General features: G+C 68.4%; 23 protein-coding genes, 1 tRNA gene and 1 other RNA gene. 4 read left to right on the top strand and 21 right to left on the bottom strand.

The window, feature by feature from the left end; genetic code table 11:
• Window positions 1-7: 7 nt before the first annotated feature.
• On the bottom strand, window positions 8-1,297 hold the full coding sequence (gene hemL, locus VG566_RS12535) for a glutamate-1-semialdehyde 2,1-aminomutase (RefSeq protein ID WP_241884241.1): 1,290 nt from the start codon (window positions 1,295-1,297) through the stop codon (window positions 8-10).
• A gap of 16 nt (window positions 1,298-1,313) precedes the next feature.
• Window positions 1,314-1,940 carry a thiamine phosphate synthase gene (gene thiE, locus VG566_RS12530; RefSeq protein ID WP_046432341.1) on the bottom strand — a complete coding sequence of 209 codons (627 nt, stop codon included), beginning with the start codon at window positions 1,938-1,940 and terminating at the stop codon, window positions 1,314-1,316.
• 34 nt (window positions 1,941-1,974) lie between these two features.
• Between thiE and VG566_RS12525 the strand changes: the two genes are divergently transcribed.
• Window positions 1,975-2,199, top strand: coding sequence for a rubredoxin (locus VG566_RS12525; protein ID WP_075076014.1), 225 nt, complete (start codon window positions 1,975-1,977; stop codon window positions 2,197-2,199).
• Window positions 2,200-2,239: 40 nt separating this feature from the next.
• On the opposite strand, the gene VG566_RS12520 is transcribed toward VG566_RS12525, so the two are convergent.
• From VG566_RS12520 to VG566_RS12485, 8 genes are all read right to left on the bottom strand, one after another.
• Window positions 2,240-3,085, bottom strand: a complete 846-nt coding sequence (locus VG566_RS12520) for a SirB1 family protein (protein ID WP_024957828.1) — start codon at window positions 3,083-3,085, stop codon at window positions 2,240-2,242.
• A 158-nt stretch (window positions 3,086-3,243) separates the two neighbouring features.
• Entirely contained in the window at window positions 3,244-3,690 is a 447-nt protein-coding gene (locus VG566_RS12515; protein ID WP_014648292.1) for a DUF192 domain-containing protein, read from the bottom strand.
• A 21-nt stretch (window positions 3,691-3,711) separates the two neighbouring features.
• Window positions 3,712-4,359, bottom strand: a complete 648-nt coding sequence (gene rpiA / locus VG566_RS12510) for a ribose-5-phosphate isomerase RpiA (RefSeq protein ID WP_014648291.1) — start codon at window positions 4,357-4,359, stop codon at window positions 3,712-3,714.
• 22 nt (window positions 4,360-4,381) lie between these two features.
• Window positions 4,382-4,861, bottom strand: coding sequence for an EVE domain-containing protein (locus VG566_RS12505; RefSeq protein ID WP_014648290.1), 480 nt, complete (start codon window positions 4,859-4,861; stop codon window positions 4,382-4,384).
• A complete protein-coding gene (locus VG566_RS12500) occupies window positions 4,858-5,451 on the bottom strand; it encodes a 5-formyltetrahydrofolate cyclo-ligase (protein ID WP_032956052.1) in 594 nt (197 codons plus the stop codon). Before VG566_RS12500 ends, VG566_RS12505 begins: the two co-directional genes overlap by 4 nt.
• An 83-nt stretch (window positions 5,452-5,534) precedes the next feature.
• Window positions 5,535-5,720, bottom strand: a non-coding RNA gene (gene ssrS / locus VG566_RS12495) — 6S RNA.
• A 154-nt stretch (window positions 5,721-5,874) separates the two neighbouring features.
• Window positions 5,875-6,171, bottom strand: a complete 297-nt coding sequence (locus VG566_RS12490; RefSeq protein ID WP_005410899.1) for a cell division protein ZapA — start codon at window positions 6,169-6,171, stop codon at window positions 5,875-5,877.
• Window positions 6,168-6,389: a TIGR02449 family protein gene (locus tag VG566_RS12485; RefSeq protein WP_005410898.1), complete on the bottom strand. Its 222-nt coding sequence runs from the start codon at window positions 6,387-6,389 to the stop codon at window positions 6,168-6,170. Before VG566_RS12485 ends, VG566_RS12490 begins: the two co-directional genes overlap by 4 nt.
• 153 nt (window positions 6,390-6,542) lie before the next feature.
• Between VG566_RS12485 and VG566_RS12480 the strand changes: the two genes are divergently transcribed.
• Window positions 6,543-7,091, top strand: a complete 549-nt coding sequence (locus tag VG566_RS12480; RefSeq protein ID WP_014648288.1) for a YecA family protein — start codon at window positions 6,543-6,545, stop codon at window positions 7,089-7,091.
• 5 nt (window positions 7,092-7,096) lie between these two features.
• Entirely contained in the window at window positions 7,097-8,419 is a 1,323-nt protein-coding gene (locus tag VG566_RS12475) for an aminopeptidase P N-terminal domain-containing protein (protein WP_087786593.1), read from the top strand.
• 485 nt (window positions 8,420-8,904) lie between these two features.
• Here VG566_RS12475 and pepQ read toward each other — a convergent pair whose 3' ends face one another.
• The 7 genes from pepQ to rph form a co-directional block, all read right to left on the bottom strand.
• Window positions 8,905-10,236, bottom strand: coding sequence for a Xaa-Pro dipeptidase (gene pepQ / locus VG566_RS12470; protein ID WP_241884243.1), 1,332 nt, complete (start codon window positions 10,234-10,236; stop codon window positions 8,905-8,907).
• 75 nt (window positions 10,237-10,311) lie between these two features.
• On the bottom strand, window positions 10,312-10,686 hold the full coding sequence (locus VG566_RS12465; protein ID WP_014648285.1) for a PilZ domain-containing protein: 375 nt from the start codon (window positions 10,684-10,686) through the stop codon (window positions 10,312-10,314).
• A complete protein-coding gene (locus tag VG566_RS12460; protein WP_241884244.1) occupies window positions 10,683-12,962 on the bottom strand; it encodes a DUF1631 family protein in 2,280 nt (759 codons plus the stop codon). Before VG566_RS12460 ends, VG566_RS12465 begins: the two co-directional genes overlap by 4 nt.
• Before the next feature lie 201 nt (window positions 12,963-13,163).
• Window positions 13,164-14,390, bottom strand: coding sequence for a radical SAM family heme chaperone HemW (hemW, locus tag VG566_RS12455; protein WP_241884246.1), 1,227 nt, complete (start codon window positions 14,388-14,390; stop codon window positions 13,164-13,166).
• A 58-nt stretch (window positions 14,391-14,448) separates the two neighbouring features.
• Window positions 14,449-15,045 carry an RdgB/HAM1 family non-canonical purine NTP pyrophosphatase gene (rdgB, locus tag VG566_RS12450; RefSeq protein ID WP_241884248.1) on the bottom strand — a complete coding sequence of 199 codons (597 nt, stop codon included), beginning with the start codon at window positions 15,043-15,045 and terminating at the stop codon, window positions 14,449-14,451.
• A complete protein-coding gene (locus VG566_RS12445; RefSeq protein ID WP_032956062.1) occupies window positions 15,042-15,431 on the bottom strand; it encodes a VOC family protein in 390 nt (129 codons plus the stop codon). Before VG566_RS12445 ends, rdgB begins: the two co-directional genes overlap by 4 nt.
• Window positions 15,428-16,153: a ribonuclease PH gene (gene rph / locus VG566_RS12440; protein ID WP_014648280.1), complete on the bottom strand. Its 726-nt coding sequence runs from the start codon at window positions 16,151-16,153 to the stop codon at window positions 15,428-15,430. Before rph ends, VG566_RS12445 begins: the two co-directional genes overlap by 4 nt.
• A gap of 124 nt (window positions 16,154-16,277) precedes the next feature.
• On the opposite strand from rph, the gene VG566_RS12435 reads away from it, so the two are divergent.
• Entirely contained in the window at window positions 16,278-17,138 is an 861-nt protein-coding gene (locus VG566_RS12435; RefSeq protein WP_005410888.1) for a YicC/YloC family endoribonuclease, read from the top strand.
• A gap of 57 nt (window positions 17,139-17,195) precedes the next feature.
• Here the strand turns inward: VG566_RS12435 and selD are convergent, their stop codons facing one another.
• From selD to selA, 4 genes are all read right to left on the bottom strand, one after another.
• Window positions 17,196-18,275, bottom strand: coding sequence for a selenide, water dikinase SelD (gene selD / locus VG566_RS12430; RefSeq protein ID WP_241884250.1), 1,080 nt, complete (start codon window positions 18,273-18,275; stop codon window positions 17,196-17,198).
• A 26-nt stretch (window positions 18,276-18,301) separates the two neighbouring features.
• Window positions 18,302-18,397 (bottom strand) — tRNA-Sec (locus tag VG566_RS12425).
• 24 nt (window positions 18,398-18,421) lie between these two features.
• The gene (gene selB, locus VG566_RS12420) at window positions 18,422-20,353 is read right to left on the bottom strand and encodes a selenocysteine-specific translation elongation factor (protein ID WP_241884252.1); all 1,932 of its coding nucleotides are present in this window, start codon (window positions 20,351-20,353) and stop codon (window positions 18,422-18,424) included.
• Window positions 20,350-21,774 carry an L-seryl-tRNA(Sec) selenium transferase gene (gene selA, locus VG566_RS12415; RefSeq protein WP_241884253.1) on the bottom strand — a complete coding sequence of 475 codons (1,425 nt, stop codon included), beginning with the start codon at window positions 21,772-21,774 and terminating at the stop codon, window positions 20,350-20,352. The genes selB and selA overlap by 4 nt, the downstream gene beginning before the upstream one ends.
• Window position 21,775: the final 1 nt, after the last annotated feature.

Below are 21,775 nucleotides of genomic sequence, written 5' to 3'. Positions count from 1 at the left end.
TTTGCGATCAGCCCTTGGTGGCCTTGAACGCCACGCGTGCAGCGGCGAGGGTGGCCTCGATCACCGCATCGTCGTGCGCGCTGGACAGGAAACCGGCTTCGTACGCCGACGGCGCCAGGAACACGCCCTGGTCCAGCATCGCATGGAAGAAGCGGTTGAACGCCGGGATGTCACAGGCAGTGGCCTGCGCATAGGTCTCCACCTTCTCGCTGGTGAAGAACAGCCCGAACATCGCGCCCACGCGGGTGGTGGTCACGGCCACGCCGGCTTCGGCGGCGGCCGCTTCCAGGCCGGCACACAGGCGCGCGGTGCGCTCGGCCAGGTCGGCGTGGAAGCCCGGCTGCTGGATCAGTTCCAGCATCGCCAGGCCGGCGGCCATCGCCACCGGGTTGCCGCTCAGCGTACCTGCCTGGTAGATCGGGCCGGCCGGGGCGATCTGCTGCATCAGCTCGCGGCGGCCGCCGTAGGCCCCGACCGGCATGCCGCCGCCAATGATCTTGCCGAAGGTGGTCAGGTCCGGGGTGATGCCGTAGTGCGCCTGTGCGCCGCCGAGGGCGACGCGGAAGCCGGTCATCACCTCGTCGAAGATCAGCAGCGCGCCATGCTTCGTGCACAGTTCGCGCAGGTGCTGCAGATAGCCGTCGCGCGGCGGGATGCAGTTGGCGTTGCCGACCACCGGCTCGATGATCAGCCCGGCAATGTCGTCACCCTGTTGCTCGAACAGGGCGGTAGCCGCTTCGAAATCGTTGTAGGGCAGGGTCAGGGTCAGTTCGCTCAGCCCGGCCGGGACGCCCGGCGAGGTCGGCACGCCCAGCGTCAGCATGCCGCTGCCGGCCTTGACCAGGAACGAGTCGCCATGGCCGTGATAGCAGCCTTCGAACTTCACGATGCGGTTGCGGCCGGTCGCACCACGCGCCAGGCGGATCGCCGACAGCGTGGCCTCGGTGCCGGAGTTGACCATGCGCACCATCTCGCACGACGGCACCAGGCGGGTGATGGTCTCGGCCATGGTCACTTCGGCTGCGCACGGCGCGCCGAAGGACAGGCCGTTGTCGATCGCCTTCTTCACCGCCCGGCGCACGGCCGGGTGGTTGTGGCCGACGATCATCGGGCCCCAGGAACCGACGTAGTCGATGTAACGGTTGCCGTCGACGTCGTACAGGTAGGCGCCGTCGGCGCGCTCGACGAAGAACGGTTCGCCACCGACCGATTTGAACGCGCGTACCGGCGAATTGACGCCGCCCGGCAGCAGTTGCTGGGCGCGGGAGAACAGGGCGTGGGACTGGTCGTGGTTCATGGGGCTTTCCTGGGCGTTACGCGAACTGGGCGAGGTAGGCGCGCTGGGTCGCGACCGGGTCTTCGGCGGCGAACACGCTGCTGACCACGGCGACCAGATCGGCGCCGGCGTCGATGATGGGACCGACATTGTCCGGCGTCAGGCCGCCGATCGCCACCCGCGGCACGCCCAGTGCGGCGCTTTGCCGCAGCAGGTCGGTATGCGCGCGGCTGCTGGTGACCTTGGTCGTGGTCGGGAAGAACGCGCCGAAGGCCACGTAGCTGGCGCCGGCGGCCACGGCCTTCTCTGCATTGGCAAGCTGGTCGTAGCAGGAGGCGCCGATGATGGCCTCGGCACCGAGCAGGGCGCGTGCGCTGGGGATGTCACCGTCGGTGCCGCCGAGGTGCACCCCCGCCGCGCCAACGGCTTTGGCCAGCGCCGGGTCGTCGTTGACGATCAGCGGCACGCCGTGTTCCGCGCACAGCGCCTGCAGGGCGGTGGCCTGCTCCCGCCGCAGCGCGTCACTGGCGGTCTTGTTGCGGTACTGCAGCCAGGTGGCGCCAGCGGCCAGCAGCGGCGCGGTACGGGCCAGCAGGCGTGCGGTATCGGGCTCGTCCGGGGTGATCAGGTAGACGCCGCGGGGCGCCGGGGAAGCAGAAGTCATCGATGGCTACCGGTGAGTGGACCGCGATGGGACAATGGCGGCCCGTGAATCCAGCCCTGATTATCCGATGAGCGATGCCACCCCCACCACCTTGCGCACCTGGATGTGCGTGGTCTGCGGCTTCCTGTACAACGAAGCGGAGGGCCTGCCGGAGGAGGGCATCGCGCCGGGGACGCGCTGGGAGGACATTCCGGAGACCTGGACCTGCCCGGACTGCGGGGTCACCAAGGCCGATTTCGAGATGGTCGAGGTCGATTGATGAGGGTAGGTGTGGACCGTTGGTCCACACCCCGGCACCCTCAATGCAGCCGCGGCATCGGTCCGCCGAGGTCGATCAGCTTCTCGCGCAGCCACTGCGCATCACTGGCTTCTGGGTTGCGCTTCAGGTACTGCCCCAGATCGTGGCGGGCACCGGCCAGGTACTCCAGTTGCAGGTAGGCCAGGCCGCGGTCACGCAGCGCATCGTCCTGCTCCGGGGCGAGCTTCAGCAGGCGGTCGGCACTGCGCGCGGCGCGGTCCCATTCGCCGGCCTCGGCATACACGCCGTGCAGGTTGCGCAGCATGCGCATCAGGATCGCGCGCGCCGGCGCCGGGTCCAGAATCTGCGCCAGCACCTGGTCGTCGGGCATCTGCCCGCCCAGGTGTGACTTGGCGCGTTCGCGCAGTTCGTCCACGTCCAGCGGGCGACCACCATTGAACGGGTCCATCACCAGCACGCCGTCGTCCACCGGCAGGCGCACCAGGAAGTGGCCGGGGAAGGACACGCCGTCGAGCGGAATGCCCAGCCGCCGCGCGACTTCCATCTGCACCAGCGCCAGCGAGATCGGGTTGCCCAGCCGGCGCTCGAATACCTGGTTGAGGTAGCTGTTGCGCGGGTCGTAATACTCGTCGTGGTCGCCGCTGTAGCCCAGCTCGTCGAACAGGTGGCGGTTGATCGCCGCCATCTTCAATGGACTGTTGTCGATGCTCTCCACTTCCGAGCGGAGGTGGTCGACATGGCTCTGGATCAGCGCATCGTAGGTCGACGGCTGCAGATCGGGGTATTCATCGCGCGCGATCAGCAGCGCGGTCGGCAACAGTGGCAGCGCCTCGTCTTCGAGGTCGGCCAGTGCATCCCAGTCGGGGAGTGTGATCCGGTCCTGCATGGCCACAGACTGGCGTCATTCGCAGGCCGTTTCAAGCGGTGCCGCGTGAAAAATGCAGGGGTCAGATCCCTTTCGCGTGCGAAAGGGATCTGACCCCTGCAGGGTTGCCGGCCAGCGGCCGGCACTACTGCGGGTGCCGGGCGGAGCCCGGCCGTACCTTACTTTTCGATGCCCGGGCCGAATTTCAGCTCCGTGCCGTCCTTCAACTGCAGCTTCTCGGCCTGGCCGGCGTTGAGTTCCAGCACGTAGCGCGCCGGGCCACCGCTGGGGTAGGGCGGGCACATGTCGCCGGCCGAGCACGGCGGTACGTCGCGCTGCTGGCTGACCAGCCTGCGCTGGCTGTCGAAGTACAGGATGTCCAGCGCGATCCTGGTGTTCTTCATCCAGTACGCCTGCATTTCTTCGCGGTCGTGGATGAACAGCATGCCGTGGTCGGCCGCCATCTGGTCGCGGAACATCAGCCCGCGCGCGCGGGTTTCATCGTTGGTGGCCAGCTCCACCTGGTAGCGGGCGCCATCCAGTTCGACCCAATGGCGGGCCGCGTCGGTGGCACAGCCGGCCAGGGCCAGCAGCGGAAGCATCAGCAGCGAACGCAACAGCGACATCGTCAGGATCCTTCGGAAGGGTCAGAGCACGACCGGCGGCTCGCCGCCGACGATCACCACGTCGGCGCGACGGCGCGCGAACAGGCCCACGCAGACCACGCCCGGCAGTTGGTTGAGCTCGCGCTCCAGCTTTTCCGGATCGGTGATCTGCAGGTTGTGGATGTCCAGGATCTGGTTGCCATTGTCGGTGACCACGCCTTCGCGCCAGGTCGGCTGGCCGCCGGTCATGTCGCGGATCTGCCGGGCGACCAGGCTGCGCGCCATCGGGATCACTTCCACCGGCAGCGGGAACCTGCCCAGCACCGGCACCTGCTTGCTCGGGTCGACGATGCAGATGAAGCGCTCGCTGGCCTCGGCGATGATCTTCTCGCGGGTCAGTGCGGCGCCGCCGCCCTTGATCAGGCACTTGTTCGGATCGCACTCATCGGCGCCGTCCACGTACAGCGACAGGTTGCCGCTGTGGTTCAGCTCGATCACTTCGATGCCGTGCTGCTTCAGGCGCGCGGTGCTCTGCTCGGAGCTGGACACGGCGCCCTTGATGCGGTGCTGGATGCGGGCCAGGGCATCGATGAAATAGGCCACGGTGGAACCGGTGCCGACACCGACGATCATGCCGTCTTCGACGTATTCGATGGCTTTCTCGGCGGCCAGGCGCTTGGCTTCGGACATGGGAGAACTCTCAGGCAGGGAATCAGGATTTCTTTTCCAGCGACAGCAGCAGCTTCCACTGCGCGGCGGTCACCGGGAACACCGACAAGCGGTTGCCCTTGGCAACCAGCGGGAAGCCTTCGCCCAGTTCCTCGGCGTGCAGCTTGATCTCGTCCAGCGCGATCACCTGCTTCAGCTTGCGGTCGAAGGCCACGTCCACCAGCATCCAGCGCGGGTTCTCGCGCGTGCTCTTGGGGTCGTAGTAGTCGGATTTTGGATCGAACTGGGTGTCGTCCGGATAGGCGGTGCTGGCCACCGTGGCCAGGCCGACGATGCCCGGCACCTTGGTATTGGAGTGGTAGAACAGGATGCCGTCGCCCACCTGCATGCCATCGCGCATGAAGTTGCGTGCCTGGTAGTTGCGCACCCCGTTCCAAGGTTCGACCTTGACCTTGGCCAGGTCATCGATGGAGAAGGCGTCCGGTTCGGACTTCATCAGCCAGTAGCGCTTGCGGGCGGTCATGCGTTCACGGGGGCAGCGGAGGGGAACAGGGTGCCGTCTTCGGTGCAGATCGCATCCACCGGCACGTCCCACGACGCCACCGGCAAGGACTCGACCTGCTGCACCGCGAACGCAGCACCGACCAGCCAGGGCGGCGCCGGCCGGTCATGGCGGAAGGCGAAGCTGCGATCATACCAGCCGCCCCCCATGCCCAGCCGCCGGCACTGTGCGTCGAAGCCCACCAGCGGGGCCACCACCAGCGCCATCTGCGCCGGTTCCAGCGTATCGTCCAGCGCTACGTCCGGTTCGGGAATGCCGTAGCGGTTGCTGGTCAGCGCCTGCCCCGGCCGCCACGGCGCGAAGCGCAGGACCTCGCCGGCCAGCACCGGCAGGCAGTAGGTGAGGCCTTCGGGCAGTTGCAGCTGCCAGCGGTGCAGGGCGATTTCGCCATCCAGCGCCCAGTAGCCGGCCACGGCGCCTTCGCGTGGGGCGAACGGCAGGGCGAGCAGGGCATCGGCAAGGGATTCGGCGGCAGCAATGCGCTCACCGGCGGAAAGGTCGCGGCGGCGTTGCCGCAGGTCGTGGCGCAGGGCCTGGCGCGGGTCGGTCATGGCAGCGTGCGGCAAGGATCAGCCGCCATTGTGCCGGAAAGAACAAGGGCGACGCCCGAAGACGCCGCCCTTGCTGGAATATTGCATTCTCCGCAATGTCGATGCATGCGAAACGACCTTGAACCCGGGGGCTCAAGTGGGAACGCTGGAGAACCATCGGGCTTCCCGCTACAAGGCGGACCTGCACTCCCGGCGCTGTCGCGCTCCCGGTGTCGTTCTTAAGGGACAAGGCGAATGTTTGCACATGCCGTCGAGTACCGCAGAGAACGCGTGGCCATTATAGCCAGCGTGCAGGATCTGGATAGGCCGTTCGTCGGCAACAGTCCGTGCCAATTCAGATATGCGAAAAGGGGACGGAGGGGATTAAGACGTTTCCGGCACGGATGGGGCGAATGCGCCTTAATCCCCTCCGTCCCCTTTTTCCTAGGGGGTGCCGTCGATCGCGCGGTCCAGGCGCCTGTTCAGGTCGGCCAGCGTCTGCTGCAGGGCCACGGCCTGGCGGGCGTTCTCGTCGCGCAGCAGCTGCAGTTCGTGGGCCAGGTTCAGTGCGGCCAGCACGGCGACGCGGTCGACGGCGGCCATGCGGTTGCTGCCGCGGATTTCGCGCATGCGCGCATCGAGCAGGCGCGCGGCGGCCATCAGGCTGTCGCGTTCATCGCCGCCGACACCCACCGTGTATTCACGATCGAGGATGCGGACACTGACCGGTTCGGCGCTCATGTGTGCTGCTCCAGGGATTTGAGCCGGCTGATCATTGCTTCCACCCGCGAGCGTGCCTGCTCGTTCTTGGCCAGCAGCGTGGAACGCTCGGCCACCAGCTGTTCCTGCTGGTGGCGCAGGCTGCGGTTCTCCTCGGCCAGGCGCTGGTTGCGTTCGAGCAACGCTTCCACGCGGGCGGCGAAGTCCTGCAGCTGGGCAAGGGGATCGGCGGGTTCCATGCGGGCACGATAGGCAAGCCGGGCAAGGGCGGTCAAGCGTTGTCGCAGCAAGGCCTGGCGGCCGCAGAGAGGACGCCGCCAGGTTGCTACACTACGGGGTCTCACGGGCGCGCGCGTGCGCGCCCCGGGTTTCCTTTCCGAACGAGCCGCACGATGACCGAACTTCCCTCCGTCGACGACGTTACCCGCGCCAGCCAGGAACTGGGCCTGGGCGCTACCGCTGCCGAGCTGCACGGTGCGCTGTGTGGCTGGCTGGCCGCCGGTGGCGCCCCCGGCAACGACTGGCCGGCACGGGTGCTGGCCGACGACAACCTGCCGCCGGTGGCTGCCGACAGCGTGCTGGGGCAGCTGCTGCAGGCGACCATCAAGCAGCTGGAAGACCGCGACTTCGCCTTCGAACTGCTGCTGACAGACGGCGACGATGTGTCCGCGCAGGCCGATGCCATGTTCAGCTGGACCCGCTCGTTCCTGGGTGGTTTCGGCCTGGGCAGCGGCGGCCGCCGCCCGACCTTGTCCGAAGAGGGTGAAGAAGCGCTGACCGACATGGCCAGCCTGGCACGCGCCTCCAGCGAGGATTTCGAAGCGGGTGGCGATGATGACGACGAAGCCCTGTCGGAGATCGAGGAGTTCATCCGCGTGGCGGTACTGCTGCTGCACGGTGACGTGGTGCTGGCCTCGCGCCATCGGCAGCGCCTGAACTGATGGACATCAAGCAGCGCACCGGCATCGCGGCCGGCGAATACAAGCGTCGGCGCCGCCAGCTGATGGACATGGCCGGCGAGGACGCGATCCTGGTGCTGCCGGCCGCGGCCGAGAAGGTGCGCAGCCTCGATACCCATTACCCGTTCCGCCAGGACTCGGACTTCCAGTACCTGAGCGGTTTCCCGGAGCCGGAGGCGGTATTGGTGCTGATCCCGGGCCGGCGCCACGGCGAGGCCATCCTGTTCTGCCGCGAACGTGATGCCGAGCGCGAAGCCTGGGACGGCAGCCGTGCCGGCCAGGAAGGCGCGGTGGCGCAGTACGGCATGGACGATGCGTACCCGATCGATGATCTGGACGACATCCTGCCGGGCCTGTTGGAAGGCCGTTCGCGCGTCTACTACCACTTCGGTCGCGACGCCGATTTCGACCTGAAGCTGATCGGCTGGGTCAACCGCGTGCGTTCGCAGGTGCGCCACGGTGCGCAGCCGCCGCACGAGTTCCTCGAACTGGGCCATCTGCTGCACGAGCAGCGCCTGTTCAAGTCCGGTGCGGAAGTTGCATTGATGCACCACGCCGCGCAGATCAGCGTGCGTGCGCATCTGGCGGCGATGAAGGCTGCCAGGGCCGGCATCCACGAATACGAGCTGCAGGCCGAGCTGGAACGTGTGTTCCGCGCCAGCGATGCAGTGCCGGCGTATTGCAGCATCGTCGGTGCGGGCCGCAACGGTTGCATCCTGCATTACCGGGACAACAACGCGCGTTCGCGCGACGGCGAGCTGGTGCTGATCGACGCCGGTGCCGAGTACCGTGGCTACGCCAGCGACATCACCCGCACGTTCCCGGTGAATGGCCGCTTCAGCGCCGAGCAGCGTGCACTGCACGACCTGGTCGGCGATGCACAGGCCGCAGCGCTGGCCCAGGCCAGGCCGGGCGTGCCGTACGAGGCCGGTCACCTGGCCGCAGTGCAGACCCTGACCGAGGGCCTGCTGCGGCTGGGCCTGCTGAAGGGGACGCTGGAAAAGAACCTGTCCGAAGGCCTGTACCAGCGTTTCTACCGGCACAAGACCGGGCACTGGATCGGGCTGGACGTGCACGATGTGGGCGATTACCGCCTGGCGGGCGATTCGCGGCTGCTGGAGCCGGGCATGGCATTCACCATCGAGCCGGGGCTGTACATCGGCGTGGACGATACGACGGTGGAACCGCGCTGGCGCGGCATCGGCATCCGTACCGAGGATGATGTGCTGATCACCGATGACGGTCATCGCGTGCTGACCGAAGGCCTGGCGCGCAGCGCCGACGAGATCGAAGCGGTGATGGCGGGGTAAGGGGTGTTCTGCAGGGCTTGCAGCCCTGCACCCGCAGAGGCAACAGCAAGAGCAACAGCAACAGCGCGCATTCCGTGGGATGGCGGGGCACTGTGGGTGTGCGGGGACGCCGTGAACCCATCCATGGGGGCTTGGTCGCGGCATCCATGCCGCTCACACCCCGCAAACCCACAGTACCCCGCCTTCGACAGGTTCACGCGGCTGTTGGCAACCGCGGTTATTGGCACGCGCGGCTGTTGGCAGGTGTCGACCTTGGTCGACACGGAGCGAGCGCAGCGAGCGACCCGCTTCTGCTTTTCTTTCTTCTTTTTCCGTGGTTGGACGCGGCAGGAAACTGTCAAAGGACGGGCGGGGTGGGTTTGCAGGACCGTTGGCGCCATGGATGGCGCCATCGAGCCCCCATGGATGGGTTTACGGCGTGCCCTGCAAACCCACCCCGCCCGGCCAAGCGCGGCCTTTGATATCAGCGCCCAACCACGAGGGGCTCAGCCGTTCGCCGCCGCAAACGCCGGCCGCGTCAGGTTGTCCGCCTCGCCCTCGGTGCACAGCACTTCGTCTTCAATGCGGATGCCACCATACGGACGGAAGAAATCCACGCGGTCCCAGTTGATCGCATCACCATGGCCGGCATCCTTCACTTCGTTCAACAGCATGTCGATGAAGTACAGGCCCGGTTCAATGGTCACCACCATGCCCGGTTGCAGTACGCGGGTCAGGCGCAGATACGGGTGGCCCGCCGGGCGCTCGATGCGGCCGCCCTCGTCGCTGGCCGCGAAACCGGCCACGTCGTGCACCTGCAGGCCGATCAGGTGGCCGATGCCGTGCGGGAAGAACGCGGCGCTGACGCCGGTCTCCAGCGCGGTCTGCGGCGAGACCTTGATCACGCCGAAGTCCTTCAGCACGCCCATCAGCGAAAGATGTGCGTCCACGTGCAGCTGCCTGTAGTCGAAGCCCGGGCGCACCGCTGCGCACATCTGCTGCTGGGCGGCGTCGACGGCAGCAATCATCGCAGCGAATTCGTCGTGGCCCTGCGCGGCGTAGGTACGGGTGATGTCGCTGGCGTAGCCGTGCGCGCTGGCGCCTGCATCGATCAGGAAGCTGCGCAGCGGCTGCGGCGCCTTGCGGCCCAGCTCGGTGTAATGCAGCACGGCGGCATGTTCATTGAGCGCCACGATGTTGCCGTAGGGCAGCTCGTTGGCATCCTGGCCCACTGCCTGGCAGTACGCCATGTGGATGCTGAATTCGTCGGCGCCGTTGCGGAACGCGGCTTCGGCGGCGCGGTGGCCGCGCACGCCCAGCACCTGCGCCTGGCGCATCAGCGCGATCTCATACGGCGTCTTGCTGCCGCGGTGCCATTCCAGGTAGTTCACCACCGGTGCCGGGTTGTTCGGCACGTAGCTGCACAGCGCGCTCTGCGGCTCGCCGAGGATCGCACAGCGCGACGGGGCGGCCGGCAGCAGGGCCAGCGCCTCTTCGGGCTTGCGGATGATGTGGATGTCGAAGTGCTCCACCCACCAGCCGCTGGGGGCATCCGGTACCACGTGCCAGTAATCGAAGGGCTGGTGGAAGATCACCGCCGGGCGCTTGCCCGGGGTGAACACGATCCAGCTGTTGGGCACCCGGGTCAGCGGCAGCCAGGCCTTGAACTGCGGATTGACCGCGTACGGGTAGTCGCGATCGTCGAACACCTGGTAGTGCAGGGTGCCGCTGGGCACGACCAGATGGTCGAAGCCGCCGCGGGCCAGCGCCTGTTCGGCACGTCGGCACAGCACGGCCAGGTGGTCGGGGTACAGGGCGCCGGGGTCTTGCTGGATCATTGCGGTGGCTCGACACGGAAAACGGCCCTAGATTCTGCCGCATACCGGGAAAAACCGCTGTGCTGGAACCGGCACTCAGGCCGTCGAAACCGGTGCCTCGTCGCTGTCTTCGCCTATCCACTGGCGCAGCAGCTGCCGATGTTCGCGTGACAGGGTGAGGAAGCGGAAGCCGGTCCAGCTCTGGCCGGGCACATGCGCCGGCTCGCTCCACAGCAGGTGCACGCCCACGTCAATGGCCTCGTGGCGGCCGTCACCGATCGGCAACGGGAAGCGGAACTGGTACAGCGCGTCCTCGCGCAGCGGGGTGCTGGCGAGCATCAACATGCCAGTCTCGGAGACATTGCCGAGCCGGCCCACCACGCATTCGCGCATCTGGTCGGTGACCGGTACCAGGTCCGAGACCTGGCGACGCGGCGCGCGGCGGGTGTCCTGCGGCGGTTGCACGTTCAAACGGACGCCTCCTTGTAACGGCCGCCGGCCAGCGCACGCAGCGCACCGAGGCTGGCCTGCCATGCGCGATCGACCAGCCGCCCCTTGTCTTCGGTGACCAGCTGCGCACGTCCGGCGCTGATCTGCCGGGCCAGCGTATCAAGGTCGGTATCGGCGATCTTCTGCCCGCGCGGGTTGACGAACAGGGCGTGGCCGGTCAGCAGGCTGTACCAGGACAGGCGCTGGCGGCGCAGGGTGCCGTCACCGTTGTCGATGTCGAACCAGCTGCCAAAGGGCAGGGTCACGAGCTGCTGGTAGGCCGCCTCTTCGGCGCTGCTGCGCGGCGTGCGCGGGGCGTCGGCGCTGCCGCTGGCAGCATGTTCGCCCAGTCGTGCACGTGCCTTCAGGCGCGCACTGAGCTCGGTGCGCGAGGTGCTTTCATCCTCGCCTCCTGGCGTGGCCAGACGGCGCGCAACGGCGGCGGCTTCCTCGGCGTGATAGCCGACCTGCACGAGCGCCGATTCCACCTCGCTGGCCAGCACCGCATCGGTGCCACCGTTGGCATCGACGGCCTGCGCGGTCACCGCGGCGATGCGCTCGGTCTGTAGCAGGCGTTCCTGCCACTGCGGCGAATCGTCGCCATGGCGCAGGCGGGTGAGGGTGAGTGCATCGGCCCAGGCCTGGCGCAGCAGGGTCTGCACGAAGCGCGGCGGCGCCTGTGTGTCGCAGCACTGGTCGATCTGCGCATTGGCCTGGCGACGCGCCAGTTCCAGCCGTTCCTTGCCACGCGCGGCCTCGACGTGGCGGCGCTCGGCCAGTTCGGCGCGATGGGCCGCCGCGCGCTGATGCTGCTGCACGTCCTCGTTGGCGGTGGCGAAGGCCTCGGGCGAGCGTGCATCCTGGCCGAGCAGACCCTGCACGCTCTGCGCCATGCGCTGCAGCAGCTGGGGGTCCACATCATCGTCGCCCAGCCAGTTGGCGCCGACTTCGGCAATCTGGTTGAGCAGTTCGCGTGCAGGGTGTTCATCGCGCACGAAGAAGCCGGGGTCGGCCATCGCCGCACGCGCCAGCGGTACCTGCAGGCGCGCCAGCAGGGCGGCCGGCACCGGGTCGGGGCGCTGCTGTTGCTGCACCTGCTGCATCAGCAGGCGCAGCAGGTCGAGGTTGTCGCGGTCGTGGCCGCCCAGCTGGGCCTGCGCGCCGTGCTCGCTGCGCAGCTGGGCGACCACCGCGGCCTGCAGGTCGGCGACGCCGGTGGCCGCGCTGGACTGGGCTTGCAGCCGCGCGAGGACCGCATCGACGGCCGCACTGGGCACGGCGGCGGTGTCCGCAGGAGGGGCAGTGGCATGGCGGGCCTGCTGCAGCAATTCATGCAGCGCACTGCCGGTGGACGTGGTCACGCCAGCGGTGGCTGCGCCCGGCGTACCCGCGTCGTTGAATGCGTCCTGCACCAGGTTCGACCAGGAACCGGCCGGAGCGGAGCCGTTCCAGCCGGTCAACGGCGCGGCGGAACGCTTGGCAGGCTGGGTCGTGCGGCCGCCGCCCACCGACTGGGTGATGATCCGCCGGGTGCTCGACGAGCGTGCCAGGTACGGGGTGTAGACCAGGCCCGGCAGCACGCCATGCTGGGCCAGCAGCGCATTGGCGCGGTCCAGCACATCGCCCAGGCGTTCCAGCACCTGCCGCTCGAAGCTGCGGTACAGCGCAAGCTGCACCTCCACGCCAAGGGCGTCCTGTTCGGCGATCCGGCGCACCATCGCGCACAGGGCCTGCGGTGCCAGTGGCAGGGTGTCGGCCTCGAACGCCGGCGCCGCCGCGAGCACGCCCAGGCGCTGTCCCAGCAGGTTCAACGTATTGGTTGAACGCAGGGTCTCGCGCCGGATCATTTCGGTCAGCAGCAGGTCGCGATCCACCTCGTGCTCATCGACCAGCGACAGGCCGAGCGCGCCCGGTAGCGGCGGCGGCGAAGCAGGGGCCGCAGCGGCGGTGCACGGCTCGCGCAGGCCCGCCAGCGCTTCGGCCACGGCATCGAGCATGCGGTCGGCGAAATGGCCGGCGAAGGCGTGCAGCTGGCCACGCTGGGCCATCAGGTCCGCCTGCTGCATCGGATTGCGTGCACGGTCGGCGTCGTGCAGCAGCGTCTGCTCCAGCGCTTCGACGGTCAGGATCAGGGGCGCGGCCAGCGTTTGCCGGCACAGGCCGATCAACGCACCCAGCAGCTCACGCACCCGCGGTGGCAGGTCGCTGGCGGCCAGGCGTGCTTTGTCGGCAGAGGTGATGGAAAAGACAGCTGACATCGGCGAGCGGTACCCGGATTCCCGCGGATCGATCCTGTGAATCTACCGTGTCGGCCGCAGTCGGCGCTACTTTAGGCTGAACGTGTCTCACGTTCATCGGGCAGGGCTGACGGATGAACGGTACTGCCGGCTGCTGACCGGCAGCGCTGTCTTTACCAGAGTGCCGGCCAGCGGCCGGCACTACCCGGTATGGCGGAAGGCTTATTCCTCCAGGAACAGGCTCACCACATCGTTGGTGAACCGGCGGCCCAGCTCGGTCGGCTGCACATGACCTTCCGCCACCTCCAGCCAGCCGCGCTGGACGGCCTCGGCCAACGGAGCGTCCAGCACGCCGCGCGGCAGCCCGGTGCGCGACTCGAAATCGCGAAGGCCGAACCCTTCGTGCAGGCGCAGCAGGTTGAGCATGTACTCGAACGGCAGGCGCTCGGCTGCGATCACATCGTCACCCCCGAAAGAGGCCGGCGTGCCAGCGCTGTCCAGGTAGGCCTGCGGATGCTTCAGCTTCCAGCGGCGCAGCACGTGTTCTTCGGCGCCCGAGCTGATCTTGCCGTGCGCACCGGCACCGATGCCCAGGTAATCGCCGAAACGCCAGTAGTTCAGGTTGTGCGCGCTTTGCCGGCCGGGGCGCGCATAGGCGCTGACCTCGTAGTGGCCAAAGCCGGCCTGCGCCAGCAGCGCCTGGCAGTGCTCCTGCATGTCCCAGGCGTTGTCTTCGTCGGGAATGCCCTGCGGCGGCCGCGCGAAGAACACCGTGTTCGGTTCCAGGGTCAGCTGGTAGTGCGAGATATGCGCCGGCTGCAGCGCGAACGCACGCTCCAGGTCGGCCTCGGCGCCGGCCAGGGTCTGTTCCGGCAGCGCATACATCAGGTCGATGTTGAAATTGTCGTAGCCCGCGTCCTGCGCCATCTTCACCGCGCGCTCGGCTTCGCCACTGTCGTGGATGCGGCCGAGGCGCTTGAGCATGGCATCGTCGAAACTCTGGATGCCGAAGCTGAGGCGGTTCACGCCGGCCGCGCGGTAGCGGTCGAAACGGCCATGCTCGGCGGTGCCCGGGTTGGTCTCCAGGGTGATCTCGGCATTGGGTGCGAAGCGCAGGCGCGCGCTGGCCTGCTGCAGGAAGCGGTCGATCGCCTCCGGCGGGAACAGGCTGGGCGTACCGCCGCCGAAGAACACGCTGTGCACCACCCGGCCCCAGACCAGCGGCAGGTCCTGGTCCAGGTCGCGCAGCAGTGCATCGATGTAGGCCTCGAACGGCAACTCGCCCTTGGCCTGGTGCGAATTGAAATCGCAGTACGGGCATTTGCGCACGCACCACGGCAGGTGCACGTACAGCGACAGCGGTGGCGGCACCAGCCGCGGTGCGCTGTCGTGGTCAGCGGAGCAGGCTTCGCCGGGCAGGTGGTTGCAGTGGTCGTGGGCGTGCGGCATGGGCTTCATCGGTAGTGCCGGCCGTTGGCCGGCTTCCCTGGTTCGATCAGGTCGGGCGTCAGTACAGCGTCGCCAGCTGTTGCTTGAGCTGCTGCAGGGCAATGGCACGGTGGCTGATGGCGTTCTTCAGCGCCGGCTCCATTTCCGCGGCGGTCAGGCCGTGGGTGGTGTCCAGGAACACCGGGTTGTAGCCGAAACCATTCGTGCCACGCAGCTCACGGATGATCTGCCCTTCCCAGCGGCCTTGGCAGATCAGCGGCTGCGGGTCGGTGGCGTGGCGCAACAGCACGATCACCGCATAGAAGCGGGCACTGCGCTGGCCATCGGGAATACCGGCCATCGCGTCCAGCAGCTTGGCGTTGTTGGCAGCGGCGTTGGTCGGGTGGCCGGCATAGCGCGCGCTGTACAGGCCCGGTGCACCACCCAGGGCATCGACGATCAGGCCGGAATCATCGGCCAGCGCCGGCAGGCCGGTCGCTTCGCAGGCGGCGCGTGCCTTCAGCAGCGCGTTCTCGACGAAGGTCAGGCCGGTCTCTTCCACGTCGCCCAGGCCCAGCTCGGCGGCCGAGGTGATCTGCAGCGGCAGGTCGGCGAGGATCTCCTGCATCTCCACCAGCTTGCCGGCATTGTGGCTGGCCAATACCAGTTTCTTCATTGACGGGGCTCCAACAGGTCCCAGGTGTTGCCATACAGGTCGCGGAATACCGCGACCGTTGCATAGGGTTCTTCGCGCGGTGCTTCCAGGAACTCGACGCCGGCGGCCAGCATCGCCGCGTGGTCGCGGTGGAAGTCGTCGGTGTTGAGGAAGAAGGCAACGCGGCCACCGGTCTGGTTGCCGATGCGGCTGCGCTGTTCCTCGTCGCTGGCACGGGCCAGCAGCAGGGCGGCGGCGCTGCCGTCGGTCGGGCCGACCACCACCCAGCGCTTGTGCCCCTGGTCGATGTCTTCGAGCAATGCGAAGCCGAGCTTGCCGGTGTACCAGGCAATGGCTTCGTCATAGTCGGCCACCACCAGGGTGGTCAGGGCGATGCGCCGGTTCATGCCGACAGCGCCGCCTGCTGCGCGGCCAGCAGCTCGGCCACGCCCTTCTCGGCCAGGCCCAGCAGCGCGTCCAGTTCATCGCGACGGAAGGCGTGGCCTTCGGCGGTGCCCTGCAGCTCGATGAAGCCGCCACCGTCGTTCATCACCACGTTCATGTCAGTGTCGCAGTCGCTGTCTTCGGCGTAGTCCAGGTCCAGCACCGGGGTGCCGCGGTACACGCCCACCGACACTGCTGCAACTGCGCCCAGGACCGGGTTGCGCTTGATGTCGCCACGCTTCATCAGCACGTTCACCGCATCGACCAGGGCCACATAGGCGCCGGTGATGGCGGCGGTGCGGGTGCCACCGTCGGCCTGCAGCACGTCGCAGTCGAGGGTGATGGTGCGTTCGCCCAGCGCATTGCGGTCCACGCAGGCACGCAGGCTGCGGCCGATCAGGCGCTGGATCTCCAGCGTGCGACCGCCCTGCTTGCCACGGGCCGCTTCGCGGTCGCTGCGGGTATGGGTGGCGCGCGGCAGCATGCCGTACTCGGCGGTGACCCAGCCTTCGCCCTTGCCGCGCAGGAAGCCCGGCACGCGGTTCTCGACGCTGGCGGTGCACAGCACGCGGGTTTCGCCGAAGCACACCAGCACCGAACCTTCGGCGTGGCGGGTGAAGCCGCGTTGGATGACGACCGGGCGGAGCTGGTCGGGCTGGCGGCCGCTGGGGCGGGAGTCGGACATGGTGCGGGTTCCGTAATGGCGAGGGAGTACGCCGCCACGCCCGCGGCCTTCACGGGGCGGGCAAGGGGGCTCTGGTGAGGGCGCTAGGGTACCATTCCCCCTTTGCACGCACCGGACACATTCCATGATTCGAAGCATGACCGCCTATGCCGGCGGCGAGCGGGTCACCCCGTGGGGCACGCTGGGCTGCGAGCTGCGCTCGGTCAACCACCGCTTCCTGGAGGTCGGCACCCGCCTGCCCGAGGAACTGCGGGCGCTCGAACCGCAGCTGCGCGAGCGTATCGCCGCGCGCCTGAGCCGCGGCAAGCTGGATCTGGTGATGCGCCTGCGCGCGCCGGAGGCGGCTGCCAACCTGCAGGTGGACGAGGCCCTGCTGGGCCAGCTGGGCCGCCTGGCCCACCGCCTGACCTCCGATTTCCCGAACCTGCAGGTCAGCTTCACCGATCTGCTGCAGTTGCCGGGCGTGACCCGCGGCGAGGCAACGGATGCCGCCGCCCTGCAGGTCGAGGCGCTGGCCCTGCTGGACCAGGTGCTGGACGGCTTCGTCGAAGCGCGTGAGCGCGAAGGCGGCAAGCTGGCTGCGGCCATCAGCGAACGCGTGGACGGCATCGAACGCATCGCCACCGAAGTGCGCACCTTGATTCCGGCCATTCGCGACGGCCAGCGCGCCAAGCTGGCCGCCCGTCTGGCTGACCTGCCGCACCCGGTCGACCCGGGCCGTGCGGAGCAGGAGCTGGTCCTGTGGCTGCAGAAGCTGGACGTGGATGAAGAGCTGGACCGCCTCGGCAGCCACATCGTCGAGATCCGCCGCGTGCTCAAGCAGCGCGAGCCGGTCGGTCGCCGCCTGGACTTCCTGCTGCAGGAGTTCAACCGCGAAGCCAATACGCTGGGCTCGAAGTCGGTGGACAGCCGCACGTCCAATGCCGCGGTGGAGCTGAAGGTGCTGATCGACCAGATCCGCGAGCAGGTGCAGAACATCGAATGATGTTGCGTGCAGCGATACAGCAGGGGCGCCTTCGGGCGCCCTTGTCGTTCCAGCGCATCAGCGCACGCTGACGCCCGGCGCCCCTTCACCCAATCGCCCGACCACGGCCGCCTGGCCGAACCCTGCGTCGTGGAAGCAGGCCAGCACCGCATTCGCTGCCTCCGGGGCGCAGGACACCAACAGCCCGCCACTGGTCTGCGGATCGGTCAGCAGTGGCTGCCAGTGGCCGGCCAAGCGCTCGGCGAAGCGCACTTCGGCGCCGTACGAGGCCCAGTTGCGGTTGGAGGCGCCGGTCACGCAGCCGCGCTGCAGCAGCTCCAGCGCCTGCGGCAGCAGCGGCACCTTTGCACTGTCCACTTCGGCGGCGACGCCGCTGGCGCGGCATACTTCCAGCAGGTGGCCGAGCAGGCCGAAGCCGGTGACGTCGGTCATCGCGTGCACGCCGTCCAGCGCGGCCAGCGGCACGCCCACGCTGTTCAGGCGGGTGGTCGACGCGATCATCTGCCGGTAGCCCTCTGCATCCAGCACTTCTTTCTTCAGCGCCGACGAGTACACGCCCACGCCCAACGGCTTGCCCAGCACCAGCACATCGCCGGCGCGGGCATCGGCATTGCGCTTGAGCCGCTGCGGATCGAGCACGCCGATCGCGGCCAGGCCGTAGATCGGTTCCACCGAATCGATGCTGTGGCCGCCGGCCACCACGATGCCGGCGTCGGCGCAGGCACGCTCGCCGCCCTGCAGGATGCCGCGGATCGTGTCCTGCGGCAGGGTGTTGATCGGCATGCCGACGATGGCCAGCGCGAACAGCGGCCGCGCGCCCATCGCGTACAGGTCCGACAACGCGTTGGTGGCGGCGATGCGGCCGAAGTCGAACGGGTCGTCGACGATGGGCATGAAGAAATCGGTGGTGGCGACGATTGCCTGGCGGTCATCGAGGCGGTACACCGCGGCGTCGTCGCTGGTCTCGCGGCCGACCAGCAGTTCGGCCGGTGCGGGAAGTGCTGGAACGCCGCGCAGCAGTTCGGACAGCACCCCCGGCGCGATCTTGCAGCCGCAGCCACCGCCATGCGCGAGAGAGGTCAGTCGTTGCGGGGCATCGGCCGTGGATGGGGCGGGTGACTGCGCGTGCGTGGCCATGCCGACATCTCCTGCGGAAACACGAATGGCGGAAGGCAGCAGGAGTCGAACCTACCAGGGAACGATCGACGCCCCCTACTGGGTTTGAAGCCCAGCCGCATGCCCGGATGCGCATGCCTTCCGAAAGTACGGCGGTACCGGTGGGCTCAGTCGCGGGCTGCGTTCCACTGCAGGTCGCCGCGCGGCCGATGCTGGTCACCGACGCGTCGAGTGTAGCCAACGCGATTGAAGAACTCCAAGATCTGGATGCTGCGTTTGCGGCCCAGGCCGATGGCATCGCGGAAGGCGGCCGCATCCACCGCGCCGCTGGCCTGTGACAGCTGCGCGACCATCGCGGCGAGTTCCGCAATGCGCGCGGGTGCATAGAACAGGTCCGGCACCACCTGGAACAGTTCGCCACGTGCGGCGGCGCGGCGCAGGACGGCGCGGACATCGTCTTCGGTCAGTCCGAAGTCGGCGGCCAGAGTACGCACCCACGGCGGATCGAAGCCACCGGCGTGCAGTTGCGGCAGCACGCGTTCCAGCAGCAGGCGCTCGCGTTCCGGTGGCGCATGGTCATGGCCGGGCAGGCGCCACCAGGCGCCCACGCGTTGCACGCTGCCGTCGTCCAGCAGGTCCTGCAGCAGCGCATTCCAGAGCCCCGTCGCAAGCGCGGGCAGGGTGCTGCGTTGCAGGCGCCCGCTGTCGACACCGGGTTCGTCCGGGCGTCGCTCATGCCAGCTATGCAGCGATGTGATCACCTGCTCGCGCAGCACCTGCCAGTGCGAGGCAAGGATGACCACCGTGTCCTCGCGGGTGATGATGCGCTGTGCGTCTGGAGGAAGATCGATCCGGTCGGCCGCGCGCCGGCAGTAGCGTTGCAGCGCGGCCATGGCAATGCCGAAGGGCGCCTGCTGCAACAGCGGGCCGATTCCCGCACCTGTGGCCAGCTGCTCCAGTGCGCCCAGCCAGGCGAGCCGTGCCGGGCTGCGCCGGCGCCGCTGTGGCGGGTCCGGGTCGAGCACGACGCCACCGCCCAGCGTGTGGGTCGCGGCGGAATCGCGGGCGATGAAGCGATCACCACACATCGCACAGACCGGTGCATCGAAGACCAGCTGCACCAACTGCCCATCACCTTGGTCACGGTCCTCCAGCAGCACCACATGGGCCTGCCGGTGCATCGTGCCCCAGTGGATGTGCAGGGGTGCCCAGGCGCGCAGTGGTGCTGCCCGTGCGGACAGGCGCAGGCGCACATCGATGCGGGTGGTGGCCAGCAGCGCGCGCGGGTCGGCAATCCAGTCGCCACGATGAATCTCGTCGCAGGCGATGGCGGCCAGGTTCAACGCACAGCGCTGTCCGGCCATCGCGTGTTCGCTGGCCTGGTTTTGCGCGTGGATGCTGCGCACGCGCACATCGGTGGTGGCGGGCATCAGTTGCAGGTGCTCGCCCACCGTGGCGCCGCCGCCATGCACCGCGCCGGTCACCAATGTGCCGTGGCCGGCCAACGAGAACACGCGGTCCACCGGCATGCGGAACAACTCGTTGCGCAGCGCGGCCTGGCGCGCGTTGGCATCGCCGGCGGCCCATGCGTGCAGGTGGGTGCGCAGGGCGTTGATGCCTGCGTCATCGGGGGACGTGCTGTTGCAGGCGAATACGGGGGAATCCTGCAGCGGCGTTCCGGCCAGCAAAGCGGCAATCTCGATCTCGACCCGGGCGATGCGCGCGGCGTCCACGCGGTCGATCTTGGTCAGCGCCACCGCGCCGCGATCCACGCCCAGCAGCTGCAGGATCGCCAGATGCTCGCGGGTCTGCGGCATCACGCCGTCGTCGGCGGCGACGACCAGCAGGGCGACATCGATACCGGTGGCGCCGGCCACCATCGTGTGGACGAAGCGCTCATGACCCGGCACATCGACGAAACCCAGCGTTGCGGCGGGGCCTGTGCCGTTCGCGCTTTCCACCGGGACATAGGCATAGCCCAGTTCAATGGAGATGCCGCGCGTGCGTTCTTCCTGCAGGCGATCGGTTTCGATGCCGGTCAGTGCCCGCACCAGGCGCGTCTTGCCATGGTCGATATGCCCGGCGGTGCCGACGATCATGGTTGCAGCGTGCTCCATTGGGCGAGGAAGTCCGCTTCGTCGGCCGGTTCCAGGCAACGCAGGTCCAGCCACAATGCGTCCTCGCCGATGCGGCCCAGCACCGGTCGCGGCAGCTGGCGCAGGCGCTTGGCCAGGCGGTCCAGGCCGCCACGTTGCGCAGTGGTGATGCGCAGGCCGGCACTGCCGAGCTGCGCCTGTGGCTGCGCACCACTGCCGATCTGGCTGTGCATCCGTGCCTGTTCAAGCATGTAGCCGGTCGGCAGCGCCGAGCGCAGCGGCGGCAACAGGCGCTGGGCCTGCGCATCCATGTCCTGCTGCGTGCGCGAGAGCGTACGCAGTGTCGGCAGCCGTTGCGCCAGCAGCTCCGGCTCGCGGTACAGCGCCAGTACCGCCTCCAGCGCGGCCAGGCCCATCTTGTCCATGCGCAGCGCACGCTTGAGCGGGTTGCGGTTGATCCGCGCGATCAGGTCGGCGCGGCCGGCGATGATGCCGGCCTGCGGCCCACCCAGCAGCTTGTCGCCACTGAACGAGACCAGGTCGGCACCGGCCGCCAGTGTTTCCTGCACGGTCGGCTCGTGTGGCAGGCCGAAGGCCGCCAGGTCGCACAGGCTGCCGCTGCCCAGGTCCACCACCAACGGCAGGCCATGGTCGTGCGCGATCGCTGCCATCGCCGCGGTGTCGACCTTGGCGGTGAAGCCGGTGATCGCGTAGTTGCTGGCGTGCACCTCCATCAGCAGTGCGGTGCGCGCGCCGATGGCATGGGCGAAGTCGGCCGGGTGGGTGCGGTTGGTGGTGCCCACTTCCAGCAGCCGCGCGCCGGCACTGCGCATCACATCGGGAATGCGGAAGGCACCGCCGATCTCCACCAGTTCGCCGCGCGACACCACCACTTCGCGGCGGTTGGCCAGGCTGTTGAGCAGCAGCAGGACCGCCGCCGCATTGTTGTTGACCACGGTGGCGGCTTCGGCACCGGTCAGCTCGCAGACCAGCGCCTGCACCCGTGCATCGCGGTCGCCGCGGCGGCCGCGGGTGATGTCGAATTCCAGGTCAACCGGTGCGGCCATCGCGCGGGTGACGGCCTGCACCGCGGCCTCGGGCAGCAGGGCGCGACCCAGGTTGGTATGCAGCACGGTACCGGTCAGGTTGAACATCGGCTGCAGGTTCAGCCGTGCATCGGCGATGAGTGCGGCGTCGAGCGCCGCGACCAGTGCCGGGCCTTCAATGGCCTGATGCAACTGCTCGGCCGAGAGCTGCGTGGCACTGATGCGCTCACGCAGCGCCTGCAGATGTACGCGCAGCAACTGGGTGATGCGGCTGCGGCCGTGGCCCTCGATCAGTGTTGCCAAGGCAGGCAGGCGCAGCAACCGGTCCAGCGAGGGCAGCGCGGAAGCCGATGCCGGGGTGGGGGGCGTGGCTGTCATT

It is taken from the genome of Stenotrophomonas sp. CASM114 (assembly GCF_049384325.1).
GTDB classification, from domain to species: domain Bacteria; phylum Pseudomonadota; class Gammaproteobacteria; order Xanthomonadales; family Xanthomonadaceae; genus Stenotrophomonas; species Stenotrophomonas muris.
This window is presented reverse-complemented; position numbering and strand designations above follow the sequence as displayed.

Excerpts from the sequence above, each read along its gene's own strand:
- VG566_RS12520 (WP_024957828.1), bottom strand. The coding sequence starts at position 3,085 with ATGCAGGACCGGATCACACTCCCCGACTGGGATGCACTGGCCGACCTC.
- rpiA (WP_014648291.1), bottom strand. The coding sequence starts at position 4,359 with ATGTCCGAAGCCAAGCGCCTGGCCGCCGAGAAAGCCATCGAATACGTC.
- VG566_RS12505 (WP_014648290.1), bottom strand. The coding sequence starts at position 4,861 with ATGACCGCCCGCAAGCGCTACTGGCTGATGAAGTCCGAACCGGACGCC.
- VG566_RS12500 (WP_032956052.1), bottom strand. The coding sequence starts at position 5,451 with ATGACCGACCCGCGCCAGGCCCTGCGCCACGACCTGCGGCAACGCCGC.
- pepQ (WP_241884243.1), bottom strand. The coding sequence starts at position 10,236 with ATGATCCAGCAAGACCCCGGCGCCCTGTACCCCGACCACCTGGCCGTG.
- VG566_RS12485 (WP_005410898.1), bottom strand. The coding sequence starts at position 6,389 with ATGGAACCCGCCGATCCCCTTGCCCAGCTGCAGGACTTCGCCGCCCGC.
- VG566_RS12490 (WP_005410899.1), bottom strand. The coding sequence starts at position 6,171 with ATGAGCGCCGAACCGGTCAGTGTCCGCATCCTCGATCGTGAATACACG.
- VG566_RS12525 (WP_075076014.1), top strand. The coding sequence starts at position 1,975 with ATGGCGGCCCGTGAATCCAGCCCTGATTATCCGATGAGCGATGCCACC.
- rph (WP_014648280.1), bottom strand. The coding sequence starts at position 16,153 with ATGTCCGACTCCCGCCCCAGCGGCCGCCAGCCCGACCAGCTCCGCCCG.
- hemW (WP_241884246.1), bottom strand. The coding sequence starts at position 14,390 with ATGCCGCACGCCCACGACCACTGCAACCACCTGCCCGGCGAAGCCTGC.
- hemL (WP_241884241.1), bottom strand. The coding sequence starts at position 1,297 with ATGAACCACGACCAGTCCCACGCCCTGTTCTCCCGCGCCCAGCAACTG.
- selB (WP_241884252.1), bottom strand. The coding sequence starts at position 20,353 with ATGATCGTCGGCACCGCCGGGCATATCGACCATGGCAAGACGCGCCTG.
- selD (WP_241884250.1), bottom strand. The coding sequence starts at position 18,275 with ATGGCCACGCACGCGCAGTCACCCGCCCCATCCACGGCCGATGCCCCG.
- VG566_RS12435 (WP_005410888.1), top strand. The coding sequence starts at position 16,278 with ATGATTCGAAGCATGACCGCCTATGCCGGCGGCGAGCGGGTCACCCCG.
- VG566_RS12515 (WP_014648292.1), bottom strand. The coding sequence starts at position 3,690 with ATGTCGCTGTTGCGTTCGCTGCTGATGCTTCCGCTGCTGGCCCTGGCC.
- selA (WP_241884253.1), bottom strand. The coding sequence starts at position 21,774 with ATGACAGCCACGCCCCCCACCCCGGCATCGGCTTCCGCGCTGCCCTCG.
- VG566_RS12480 (WP_014648288.1), top strand. The coding sequence starts at position 6,543 with ATGACCGAACTTCCCTCCGTCGACGACGTTACCCGCGCCAGCCAGGAA.
- thiE (WP_046432341.1), bottom strand. The coding sequence starts at position 1,940 with ATGACTTCTGCTTCCCCGGCGCCCCGCGGCGTCTACCTGATCACCCCG.
- VG566_RS12460 (WP_241884244.1), bottom strand. The coding sequence starts at position 12,962 with ATGTCAGCTGTCTTTTCCATCACCTCTGCCGACAAAGCACGCCTGGCC.
- rdgB (WP_241884248.1), bottom strand. The coding sequence starts at position 15,045 with ATGAAGAAACTGGTATTGGCCAGCCACAATGCCGGCAAGCTGGTGGAG.
- VG566_RS12445 (WP_032956062.1), bottom strand. The coding sequence starts at position 15,431 with ATGAACCGGCGCATCGCCCTGACCACCCTGGTGGTGGCCGACTATGAC.